We start from the raw sequence: 12,017 nt of genomic DNA, 5'->3' as shown, positions 1-12,017 counted from the left end.
CTTGTCCCAATACCCTATAGATTATATTTACAGGCATATTAAATATATATTAAAGCGTGATGAACGCGAATTAAAACCCTTTTAAACACCGGCAAATCAGAGAGTTAAAATAGTTTTATTATCTTCCAGGACTTTTCTGAGCTACAGCGATAAAAATATTTGCCATTCTGAATGTGAATTAAATTTCTGCGAGCCGTACTTATAAATACACCGACACGGAGGCATCCTATGTTTACTTATTACTCAGCAAATACCTCAAACGCACAACCGGCTTTGGTTCATGCTATTGAGCAAGGTCTCCGCGCAGAACATGGCGCTGTCACCGAAGATGACATTTTAATGGAACTGACCAAATGGGTGGAAGCCACCGACAATGACATCCTCAGTGACATCTACCAGCAAACGATCAATTATGTGGTCAGCGGCCAGCACGCTTCTGCATAAGGTGCTATGCTGATACCGCAACCTAAGGGGTTACGTTTCTTTCGCATTGGCGAATTTGTCCTTAAAACTTGGAACAGGATTGAGGAGTTAAAATGAAATCGAACCGTCAGGCCCGTCATATTCTTGGACTGGACCATAAAATTTCCAATCAGCGCAAACTGGTGACGGAAGGCGACACGTCCAGCGTGGTGAACAACCCTACCGGCAGAAAGCGTCGTCCGGATAGCAAAAAGTAACCGCGTAGTCAGAATCTGATGATAAACACCATCGCAAAAGCGATGGTGTTTTTGTTTCCAGGGGGCATGATGCTTTATACTCGGTGTCCGATGCCCTGGTTGAACGGCACAGTATTATAAAAGGAGCCAGGGACGGAAATTCAAAAAAGAGTGAGTGACATGGAAACCAAAAGCAAAAAAATGCGTTCCCTTTATATTCCTTACGCTGGCCCGGTACTGCTGGAGTTCCCCCTGTTAAATAAAGGGAGTGCTTTCAGCATGGAAGAACGTCGTAACTTCAACCTGCTGGGGTTACTGCCGGAAGTGGTCGAGACGATCGAAGAACAGGCTGAACGCGCGTGGATCCAGTATCAGGGATTCAAAACCGAAATCGACAAGCACATCTACCTGCGCAACATTCAGGATACCAACGAAACCCTATTCTACCGTCTGGTAAACAATCATCTTGATGAGATGATGCCGGTTATTTATACCCCGACAGTCGGCGCGGCATGTGAACGCTTTTCCGAGATTTACCGTCGCGCCCGCGGCGTTTTTATCTCGTACCAGAACCGTCACAACATGGACGACATCCTGCAAAACGTACCAAACCACAATATCAAAGTTATCGTGGTGACCGACGGCGAGCGGATTCTGGGCCTGGGTGACCAGGGGATCGGTGGGATGGGCATTCCTATCGGTAAGCTGTCGCTGTACACCGCCTGCGGCGGCATCAGTCCGGCGTATACCCTGCCTGTCGTGCTTGATGTGGGTACCAACAACCCGCAGTTGCTCAACGATCCGCTGTATATGGGCTGGCGTAACCCGCGCATCACCGACGAAGACTATTACGAATTTGTCGACGAATTCATCCAGGCCGTTAAGCACCGCTGGCCGGACGTGCTGTTGCAGTTTGAGGATTTCGCGCAGAAAAACGCAATGCCGCTGCTGAACCGCTATCGTAATGAAATATGTTCCTTTAACGACGATATTCAGGGTACTGCGGCGGTGACCGTCGGGACGCTGATTGCCGCCAGCCGTGCGGCAGGCAGCCAGCTCAGCGAACAGAAAATCGTCTTCCTCGGCGCAGGCTCCGCCGGTTGCGGCATTGCCGAGCAGATCATTGCGCAGACCCAGCGCGAAGGCCTTAGCGAAGAAGCCGCGCGGCAGAAAGTGTTTATGGTGGATCGTTTTGGTCTGCTTACCGATCAGATGCCGAACCTGCTCTCCTTCCAGACCAAACTGGTGCAGATGCGTGAGAATCTGAAGACGTGGGATACCGACAGTGAAGTGCTGTCGCTGCTGGATGTGGTGCGTAACGTTAAACCGGATATTCTGATTGGCGTCTCCGGGCAAACCGGTCTGTTTACCGAAGAGATCATTCGCGAGATGCACAAGCACTGTCCGCGCCCCATCGTCATGCCGCTGTCAAACCCGACTTCACGGGTGGAAGCCACGCCGCAGGACATCATTACGTGGACCGAAGGTAACGCGCTGGTCGCGACCGGCAGTCCTTTCGCGCCGGTCGTCTGGAAAGATAAAGTCTTCCCTATCGCCCAGTGCAACAACGCTTATATCTTCCCGGGCATTGGTCTGGGGGTTATCGCCTCAGGCGCGTCGCGTATTACCGATGAAATGCTGATGTCGGCCAGCGAGACGTTGGCGCAGTACTCGCCGCTGGTGCTTAACGGTGAAGGTCTGGTGCTGCCGGAACTCAAAGATATCCAGACGGTATCCCGCGCCATCGCTTTTGCTGTCGGCAAAATGGCGCAGCAGCAAGGCGTGGCGGTGAAAACCTCTGCCGAAGCGCTGCAACAGGCTATCGACGACAATTTCTGGCGCGCGGAATACCGCGACTATCGCCGCACCTCTATCTGATGTTTTGCCCGGTGGCGCTTGCGCTTACCGGGCTTACGCTTTTGCCTTCAGAAATTTTCTACAGATAAAAAAAGGCGCGACCGCAGTCACGCCTGTTGGACTATGAGGGGATTAACGTAACCCTTCCTCACTCTCTTTTTTCGCCTCGGCTTTCTCGATCTGGCGATACCAGCGCGGATGGTGTTTCTTCGCCCAGCGACGACTCACCTTTCCTTCAATCATCCCCTTGATCGACCCTTTCACCCAAAATGCCATATACATATGGATAAGGATCGCGTGCATCAGGATGATGCCTGCAGCGGCATGGATCAGCAGACTGTAACGCACCACCTGCATCGGGAAATACTGCGCGAAGTACGGGCGCCAGATGATCACGCCGGTGACCAGCAGCACAAAAATCATGCTCATGATCGACCAGAACATCATCTTCTGCCCGGCGTTGTATTTGCCGACATCCGCCACTTTGTGTTCGTTACCTTTCAGCACTTCCACAATGTTTTTCAGCCACGGAATGTCTTTCTTATCCGGTATGTTGTGGTGGACAAAACGCACAAACATGAACATCAGGGCGATAAAGATCGCCACGCCGAAGAACGGGTGCAGAATGCGTCCCATCTGCGGCGTCCCGAAGGTCTGCGTCAGCCATTGCAGGGTCGGAAAGAAAAACGAAATCCCCGACAGCGCCACCAGGAAGAAGCAAATGACCACCGTCCAGTGACAGGCGCGGTCGATAAACTTCGTGCGCACAATCATTTTCGACTTACTCATGATGCTCCTCCTCGTCATCGTCCACTTCTTTGTTCGGGCCAATACCAATGTAGTGATAGATAAGCCCGGCAAAGGTGGCGATAAAGCCAGCGGCGGCTAACGGTTTCAGCGCCCCTTTCCACAGATTGATTGAGGTGTCGACCTTCGGCTCATTCGGCAGACCATGATACAGCTCCGGCTGGTTCGCGTGGTGCAGCACGTACATTACGTGCGTCCCGCCGACGCCCTGCGGATTGTAGACGCCTGCGTGTTCATAGCCGCGCGCTTTCAGCTTCTCGACGCGCTGCTCGCCCAGCTCCAGCATCTCTTTCTTGGTGCCGAAGTGGATTGCCCCGGTCGGACAGGTTTTCACACAGGCCGGTTCCTGACCCACGCTCACCCGATCGACGCAAAGCGTACATTTATAGACGCGGTTATCCTCTTTATTGAGGCGCGGCACGTTAAATGGACACCCGGCGATGCAGTAGCCACAGCCGATACAGTGCTCTGACTGGAAATCGACGATCCCGTTGGCGTACTGGATGATCGCGCCGGCAGACGGGCACGCCTTCAGACAGCCCGGCTCTTCACAGTGCATACAGCCGTCTTTGCGGATCAGCCATTCCAGTTTGCCGTTCTGCTCGGTTTCGCTAAAGCGCATCACCGTCCACGACTTGGCGCTGAGATCGGCGGGGTTGTCGTACACCCCGACGCAATGGCCCACCTCATCACGAATGTCGTTCCACTCTGAACACGCCACCTGGCAGGCTTTACAGCCTACGCAGGAGGAGACGTCAATGAGCTTGGCGACTTCAGCCTTGTAATCACGCGCCCGTGGGGGCGGCGTGATGGAGTTGGTTGCGGACTGTTTGATAATGTCCTGCGTTTCCAAAGACATATGCTAGCCCCCTTACGCCTTCTCGATGTTAACTAAAAACGCTTTGTATTCCGGCGTTTGCGAGTTTGAATCACCGACGTTTGGCGTCAGGGTATTGGCGATATAACCTTTACGCGCCACCCCTTCAAAGCCCCAGTGCAGCGGGATCCCAACGGTTTCAACCTGCTGACCGTTCACGTTCAGCGTACGCAGGCGGCGGGTAACAACTGCTACCGCACGGATAAACCCACGCTTGCTGCTCACCGTAACGCGATCGCCATTGGCGATGCCTTTGGCCGCCGCCAGCGTTTCGCTGATCTCCACGAACTGTTCCGGCTGCGCGATGGCATTCAGCAGCGCGTGTTTGGTCCAGGTGTGGAAGTGTTCGGTCAGACGATAGGTTGTTCCCACATACGGGAATTTATCCTTCTTGCCTAAGCGCAGTACGTCGTCTTCATAGATGCGAACCACCGGGCTGGAAACCACGTTCGGATGCAGCGGGTTGGTCCCCAGCGGCGTTTCCATTGGCTCGTAGTGTTCCGGGAACGGCCCTTCCGCCAGTTTATCCAGCGCGAACAGACGCCCAACGCCCTCCGGCTGCATAATGAACGGACCGGTTTTGCTTCCCGGCGGCGCGGTGTTGAAGTCCGGGATATCGTTCCCCGTCCACTTCGTCCCGTTCCACTGGATCAGCATTCGCTTCGGATCCCACGGTTTACCGTTGATGTCCGCCGATGCGCGGTTATACAGTACGCGGCGGTTCAGCGGCCACGCCCATGCCCAGCCCAACGTATTACCCAACCCGGACGGATCGGCGTTATCGCGGTTGGCCATCTGGTTGCCCTGCTCGGTCCAGCTACCGGTGTAGATCCAGCAGGAGGAAGACGTGGTGCCGTCGTCCCGCAACTGCGCGAAACTGCTCAACAGTTGCCCTTTCTTCGCAATCAGCGCGCCGTTGGCGTCATAGAGATCGGCCAGCGCGTAACCGTTGTTCTCTTTCGCCACTTCTTCCGATTCCGGATGATCTGGCTGTTTGTAGCTCCAGCGCATTTTGAGCAGCGGTTCTGCGCCTTTACCGCCTTCTGTGCGATACATCTCGCGCAGACGGTGGTAAATACCCGCCAGAATTTCGCCGTCGTTACGCGCTTCACCCGGCGCGTCCTGCCCTTTCCAGTGCCACTGCAGCCAGCGACCGGAGTTGGCAATCGAGCCATCTTCTTCCGCAAAGCAGGTGGATGGCAAACGGAACACTTCAGTCTGAATCGCTGCCGGATCGACGTCGTTCGACTCGCCGTGGTTCTGCCAGAAAGTCGAGGTTTCGGTCACCAGCGGATCGATCACCACCATGTACTTCAGCTTGCTCAGGCTGCGGACCACTTTGTTTTTGTCCGGGAAGGACGCAACCGGGTTAAAGCCCTGGCAAATGTAGCCGGTGACTTTTCCGCTATCCATCATATTGAAATATTTGATGACGTCATAAGCCTGGTCCCACTTCGGCAACCAGTCGAAGCCCCAGCTATTCTCTTTTTGCGCGTCGTCGCCATAGAATGCTTTCATCAGACTGACGGCAAACTTCGGATAGTTGCTCCAGTAGTTCACCTGATCGGCCTGGGTCGCTTTAGGCGTGTTGGCGTCAAGCCAGCTCTGCCAGTCGCCGTGCTTTTCGGACGGCAGCGTCAGATAGCCAGGCAGGCTGGTAGACAGCAGACCGAGATCGGTTAAGCCCTGAATGTTGGAGTGACCGCGCAGGGCGTTAACCCCGCCGCCTGCCATCCCCATGTTGCCGAGCAGCAGCTGAATCATCGCCATCGTACGGATGTTCTGTGCGCCGACGGTATGCTGCGTCCAGCCCAGCGCGTACAGGAACGTGGTGGTTCTGTCGGCGGCACTGGTGGAAGCCAGCACTTCACAGACCTTCAGGAAGTCAGCTTTCGGCGTACCGCAGATGTTTTCCACCACGTCCGGCGTATAGCGGGAAACATGCTGTTTCAACAGGTTCCATACGCAGCGCGGATGCGTCAGCGTGTCGTCGCGTCTGGCATAGCCGTTTTCATCGAACTGGTAGTTCCAGGACGACTTATCGTACTGCCGTTTTTGCGCGTCGTAACCGCTGAACAGTCCGTCTTCAAAAGCAAAATCATCACGCACCAGCAGGCTGGCGTTGGTGTAATGCTTAACGTACTCCGCGTTGATTTTGTTATTTTCGATCAGGTACAGCAACACGCCGGACAGGAACGTAATGTCCGTACCGGAACGAATCGGCGCGTAAATATCCGCTACCGAGGCTGTACGCGTAAAGCGTGGGTCAACAACAATCAGCGTGGCGTCATTGTTGTTTTTCGCTTCCATCGCCCAGCGGAATCCCACCGGATGGGCTTCAGCGGCGTTACCGCCCATCACCATCACGACGTTAGCGTTTTTAATATCGACCCAGTGGTTGGTCATCGCACCGCGACCAAATGTTGGAGCAAGACTTGCTACCGTTGGTCCGTGTCAGACGCGCGCCTGGTTGTCGACAGCCAGCATGCCGAGCGAGCGCACAAACTTCTGCGTCAGCATGCCGGTTTCATTACTGGCGGCTGAGGCGCACAGCATCCCTGTTGAAAGCCAACGGTTAACCGTAACGCCCTGCTCGTTCTTTTCAATAAAGTTGGCGTCGCGGTCAGCTTTCATCAGTTTTGCAATGCGGGTAAACGCTTCATCCCAACTGATGCGTTGCCATTTATCGGAACCCGGCGCACGGTATTCCGGATAGCGCAGACGGTTTTCACTGTGAACATAATCCAGCAGGCCTGCGCCTTTTGGACACAGCGCACCACGGCTTACCGGATGATCCGGGTCCCCCTCAATGTGATAAATCGCTTCCTTCGCGTTTTTAGCTCCATCCCCCAGGCTATACATTAATAGCCCGCAACCCACGGAACAGTATGTGCAGGTGTTTCGGATCTCTTTCGCGCGCAACAGCTTATAATTTCGCGCCTGAGCCAGTGCCATTTTTGGGGTGAATCCCAGCGCTGCCACTGTGGTTCCGGCCATACCGCCCGCGCAGATTTTAAAAAACTTTCTGCGGCTGACGTCCATTGCTTTCCTCTTTTTTCCAGAGTGAGATACCCGCCATCTTTCTTCCTGCTCGAAAGCAGGGTGAAAAATGTCGCGTATAAACTTCCGCGAGGAAACTAACAGCAATAACCTTACGCATATTGCGTCAAATCAATAACGAAACGCTTCCGCTACTAAATAGTGCCTTTTGCCGGTTTTATATACCACCTTAGTGGTAACTCGTATGCGCATTGACCTGGCATCCTCCGCTAAAAAAGTGCTATATATTTCAGCTTATTTTTTTGCAGGGTTAGGGAAACGGCAAACAGAATGACAAGACAAAAAGCAACGCTCATTGGACTTATCGCGATCGTGCTGTGGAGCACAATGGTGGGGTTGATTCGCGGCGTAAGTGAAGGGCTGGGGCCAGTGGGTGGCGCGGCGGCAATCTATTCCCTCAGTGGGTTGCTGCTGATTTTTACCGTCGGTTTTCCCAATATTCGCCGTTTTCCTGTGCGCTATTTGATTGCCGGTAGCGTTCTGTTTGTCAGTTATGAAATTTGCCTTGCGCTTTCGCTTGGCTATGCGGCGTCACGTCATCAGGCGATTGAAGTCGGCATGGTCAATTATTTGTGGCCCAGCCTGACTATTTTGTTCGCCATTTTATTTAACGGACAAAAAACCAACTGGGTGATTGTTCCCGGATTACTGCTGGCATTGGTCGGCGTCTGCTGGGTACTGGGCGGTGAGAATGGACTGAATCCCGCCGAAATTATCAACAATGTCACAACCAGTCCGCTGAGCTATTTTCTCGCCTTTCTCGGTGCGTTTATCTGGGCAACCTACTGCACAGTGACCAATAAATATGCACGTGGCTTTAACGGCATTACGGTTTTTGTTTTGCTCACAGCGTTGAGCTTATGGGCGCATTATTTTATGACGCCGCAGCCTGTAATGGTCTTTACCACGCCGGTAGTGATAAAACTGTTTTCCGCCGCCCTGACGTTAGGTTTTGCTTATGCCGCCTGGAACGTGGGTATTCTGCACGGAAATGTCACCATTATGGCGGTGGGCTCCTATTTCACGCCGGTGCTTTCCTCTGCGCTCGCAGCCGTACTGCTGAGCGCTCCGCTCTCTTTCTCTTTTTGGCAGGGCGCGGTGATGGTCTGTGTGGGATCGTTGCTGTGCTGGTGGGCGACCCGCCGGGCGTGACCGTCATCACAACTGCCGACCGCTTTTTCTCTGTCTGGCAACCTTTTTGAATTTGGTTTAGTCTTTATTAAGATTAAACCAAAATATTTCCTCGAATTTAGCAATCTGTTAAATTAATGATACAAAAATGATGCTTAACTATTAAATCCCTGCCTGTCAAATTCATTTATCCCGATATAGTTAGCCTGCGTAATTTACCGCAAAATAACCACTTCATCGCACATTGTTAGCCTAATAAATATTTCACTTAAGCCTAATCCCATTTGTAACTAATTTATTTCAGGATATTAAGGAGATCTGGATCACACATCTGTAAATATCCAGTAATAAGATGAAACTTATTATTGAATTGGTGCTACTGCGTAATTTAAAAATAGCTTGCCATTGATGAGAAGCCTCGTTTAGCAATGGTTTAGGAAACACATTAAGAAAATTATAAGGATTATCTAAAATGAAACTTAAATTAGTCGCAGTGGCAGTGACCAGCCTGTTGGCAGCAGGCGTTGTTAATGCAGCAGAAGTGTATAACAAAGACGGCAACAAACTGGATCTGTACGGCAAAGTTACCGCTCTGCACTACTTCTCTGACAATAACGGCGATGATGGCGACAAAACTTACGCACGTCTGGGTTTCAAAGGTGAAACACAAATCAATGACCAACTGACCGGTTTCGGCCAGTGGGAATACGAATTCAAAGGCAATAACTCCGAATCTAACGGCACCAAAGGTAATAAAACCCGTCTGGCGTTTGCCGGTCTGAAATTTGGTGAGTACGGTTCTTTTGACTATGGCCGTAACTATGGCGTCGCGTATGACGTTGGCGCATGGACCGACGTTCTGCCTGAGTTCGGTGGCGACACCTGGACCCAGACCGACGTGTTCATGACCCAGCGTGCTTCTGGCGTGGCGACCTACCGTAACACCGACTTCTTCGGTCTGGTTGACGGCTGGAACTTTGCCGTTCAGTACCAGGGTAAAAATGGCGCCAGCGACGAAACGAACAACGGTCGTTCTAAGCTCACCGAACAGAATGGCGACGGCTTTGGTCTGTCTACCAGCTACGAGTACGAAGGCTTCGCCGCAAGCGCCGCTTACGCGAAATCTGACCGTACCGATTCTCAGACTGCGGGTGACAACGTGTTCTACGCTCGCGGCAAGAACGCAGAAGTGTGGGCTGCGGGTCTGAAATATGACGCGAACAACCTGTACCTGGCGGCAACCTATGCAGAAACCCGCAACATGACCACCTTTGGTGATGTAAACGGTATTGCTAACAAAGCGCAGAACTTCGAAGTGGTAGCACAGTACCAGTTCGACTTCGGTCTGCGTCCGTCCCTGGCTTACCTGAAATCCAAAGGTAAAGACATCGGCGGTTACGGCGACCAGGATCTGGTTGAATACGTTGACGTTGGCGCGAGCTACTACTTCAACAAAAACATGTCCACCTACGTTGATTACAAAATCAACCTGGTTGACGAAAACAACTTCACCCGCGCTGCTGGTATCTCCACTGACAACATCGTTGCTGTGGGACTGACCTACCAGTTCTAATTCATTTAGAATTGAGCGGTATAGAAGCCAGCCCACGTCGGGCTGGCTTTTTTTACCGATGCATAAACCGGTCATAAGGAGTATGCCGTGCAAACCTATACAGGACGTTGTCTCTGTGGGCAGAGCCATTTTACCGTTGATATCGAATCGCTCGATGTTTACGCCTGTCACTGCACGCTGTGCCAGAAATGGTCAGGCGGCATTGCAATGTACCTGGAGGCCAGCGGTCATCCGATGATGGATCCCGACGCGCCTGAACCGGCCTTTTTTACCTCCTCCTCGCGGGGGGAACGCTACTTCTGTTCCGGCTGCGGCTGTCCGCTGTGGTTTAAGCTCACCGACACGCTGCGCTATTTTATCCCCTGGACGCTGCTTGAACTGAACGAAGGCGATCGCCGTCGTTTGATCCTTGCCGCTGAAATCTACACAGAAACCCAGCCCGCGTTCTGGCGGCTGACCGGACAGTACGCCCGGTTAAGCGGCAAAGAGGTCGAAGCGCTGGACAGCCTGTGCCAGTTAACCCACTAAGCTAGTCGCGGTTGACGTTTGCGAGGCTAAACCACATACCCACCGCCAGCAGAATCAGCATACTGCCGGCGCTGCTTAGCGCCACGCTGTGTGACCAGGTAAACGCCTGTTTCGCGGCATCAATAATGTGTTCTCCCAGCGCGTCAGGCAGCGTCTGCGCCAGTTGCACCGCTTCCCCCATCGACGACGATGCGCGGGTCATTTCTTCGGCGTTCAGCCCTTCCGGCAAGCTAATCGAGGCAGAAAAACTACGGCTCAGCAACAGACCGAAAATGGCGATGCCCAGTCCAGCGCCCAGCTCATAGGCCATTGTCTCTATCGCCCCTGCCGCTGCCGCTTTCTCGCCCGGCGCCGCGGCCATAATGGCTGCCGTTGACGCCAGCAGCGCGCTGGCAGCGCTAAATCCCAGCAGCGCCATCAGTGCCCAGGCCTGCAGTCGCTGTGTGCTGAAATCAGTCATCGCCAGGCCATAAAAACTCAGCGCACTCAATGCCATACCTACCGTCGCCACGCTGCGTAGTCCAAATCGGGACACCAACATACCGGCGATGGGGCCGCTGAAGCCGCTGGCAAGCATGACAGGTAACATGAACAACCCCGCCTGATACGGTGTGAAGCCATGCACAAACTGCAATTCCTGCGCCATTAATAGCTCAAAACCGACCAGCGTGATCATGGCGGTCATCGCCATCACTACGCCGCTTAAAATGATGCGATGCGTAAACAGCCGCAGGTCGATCATCGGACGCGAGGCCGCAAGCTGGATACGGATAAACTGTATCAGCAGCAGCGCGCCGCTAATGACGGTTAAGGCAATTGCGCCAATGGCGATATGCCCTTTCAACGCGGTCTTCGCGCTGTAAACCAGCAGTAAGATGGCCATAATCAGCATGATGGCGTGCCCCAAATTCAATGACTGATCGCGGCGTCCCGTCTGACGCGGCACATAGCGCGCGGTAAGGGTCAGCACAACCAGTACGACAGGAACGTTGATCAAAAATACCGAGCCCCAATAAAAGTGCTCCAGCAGTATTCCCCCCACCAGCGGCCCGAACGCAGCGCCGCCGGAACCTACCGCCGCCCAGACGCCCAGCGCCATATTACGATGGCGTGCGTCGCTGAAGGTCGCGCGGATCCCGGCAAGCGTTGCCGGAACGATCATCGCCGCACCGATCGCCAGAATGGCGCGCGTGGCGATCAGCCAACTGGCGCTGTGTGCGAATGCGGCAGCGAGCGAAGCCAGACCAAACAGGCCCCCGCCAAGTAACAGCAAACGTTTAAAACCGATGCGATCGCCCAGCGCGCCCATCGGCAATACCATCCCTGCCATCACCAGCGAGTAAATATCAATGATCCACAGCAGCTCGTTACCGCTGGCGCCCAGCGTCATACTCAGCGTGGGAGCGGCCACATGCAGCACCGTCGCGTCGATAGCAACCGGAATGTAGACCAACACAATAATCACTAATGTTAACCACTGACGAAACATAACGCTTCCCTTAAGACAAACTGGACACGCGTCCAG

The 12,017-nt window shown here is 53.5% G+C and carries 10 protein-coding genes; 6 read left to right on the top strand and 4 right to left on the bottom strand.

Going from position 1 to position 12,017, the window contains the following annotated elements; genetic code table 11:
* The first annotated feature begins 228 nt into the window (after positions 1–228).
* The 3 genes from bdm (at position 229) to maeA (ending at position 2,537) form a co-directional block, all read left to right on the top strand.
* On the top strand, positions 229–444 hold the full coding sequence (gene bdm / locus OGY07_RS20230; RefSeq protein WP_042283038.1) for a biofilm-dependent modulation protein: 216 nt from the start codon (positions 229–231) through the stop codon (positions 442–444).
* A gap of 92 nt (positions 445–536) precedes the next feature.
* A complete protein-coding gene (gene sra / locus OGY07_RS20225) occupies positions 537–680 on the top strand; it encodes a stationary-phase-induced ribosome-associated protein (RefSeq protein WP_042283041.1) in 144 nt (47 codons plus the stop codon).
* 159 nt (positions 681–839) lie between these two features.
* The gene (gene maeA, locus OGY07_RS20220) at positions 840–2,537 is read left to right on the top strand and encodes a malate dehydrogenase (protein ID WP_286602767.1); all 1,698 of its coding nucleotides are present in this window, start codon (positions 840–842) and stop codon (positions 2,535–2,537) included.
* A gap of 111 nt (positions 2,538–2,648) precedes the next feature.
* Here maeA and fdnI read toward each other — a convergent pair whose 3' ends face one another.
* From fdnI to fdnG, 3 genes are read right to left on the bottom strand one after another with little or no spacing between them, the layout of a single operon-like run.
* Positions 2,649–3,305 (bottom strand): formate dehydrogenase-N subunit gamma, encoded by a 657-nt coding sequence (gene fdnI, locus OGY07_RS20215; protein WP_060569780.1) that lies wholly within the window; start codon positions 3,303–3,305, stop codon positions 2,649–2,651.
* A complete protein-coding gene (fdxH, locus tag OGY07_RS20210; protein ID WP_286602766.1) occupies positions 3,298–4,182 on the bottom strand; it encodes a formate dehydrogenase subunit beta in 885 nt (294 codons plus the stop codon). The genes fdnI and fdxH overlap by 8 nt, the downstream gene beginning before the upstream one ends.
* Positions 4,183–4,194: 12 nt before the next feature.
* On the bottom strand, positions 4,195–7,242 hold the full coding sequence (gene fdnG / locus OGY07_RS20205; RefSeq protein WP_181823167.1) for a formate dehydrogenase-N subunit alpha: 3,048 nt from the start codon (positions 7,240–7,242) through the stop codon (positions 4,195–4,197).
* Positions 7,243–7,530: 288 nt separating this feature from the next.
* Between fdnG and yddG the strand changes: the two genes are divergently transcribed.
* From yddG to OGY07_RS20190, 3 genes are all read left to right on the top strand, one after another.
* Positions 7,531–8,412, top strand: a complete 882-nt coding sequence (gene yddG, locus OGY07_RS20200; protein WP_042283052.1) for an aromatic amino acid efflux DMT transporter YddG — start codon at positions 7,531–7,533, stop codon at positions 8,410–8,412.
* A gap of 451 nt (positions 8,413–8,863) precedes the next feature.
* Complete coding sequence (ompC, locus tag OGY07_RS20195) at positions 8,864–9,964, top strand: porin OmpC (RefSeq protein WP_042283054.1); 1,101 nt, start codon at positions 8,864–8,866, stop codon at positions 9,962–9,964.
* An 87-nt stretch (positions 9,965–10,051) separates the two neighbouring features.
* Complete coding sequence (locus OGY07_RS20190) at positions 10,052–10,492, top strand: GFA family protein (RefSeq protein ID WP_042283057.1); 441 nt, start codon at positions 10,052–10,054, stop codon at positions 10,490–10,492.
* Between the two features lies 1 nt (position 10,493).
* Here OGY07_RS20190 and OGY07_RS20185 read toward each other — a convergent pair whose 3' ends face one another.
* Positions 10,494–11,981 (bottom strand): MFS transporter, encoded by a 1,488-nt coding sequence (locus OGY07_RS20185; RefSeq protein WP_042283060.1) that lies wholly within the window; start codon positions 11,979–11,981, stop codon positions 10,494–10,496.
* Positions 11,982–12,017 lie beyond the last annotated feature (36 nt).

This window comes from Citrobacter sp. Cs237 (genome assembly GCF_030332325.1).
In the GTDB taxonomy this organism is placed as follows: Bacteria; Pseudomonadota; Gammaproteobacteria; order Enterobacterales; family Enterobacteriaceae; genus Citrobacter_A; species Citrobacter_A sedlakii.
This window is presented reverse-complemented; position numbering and strand designations above follow the sequence as displayed.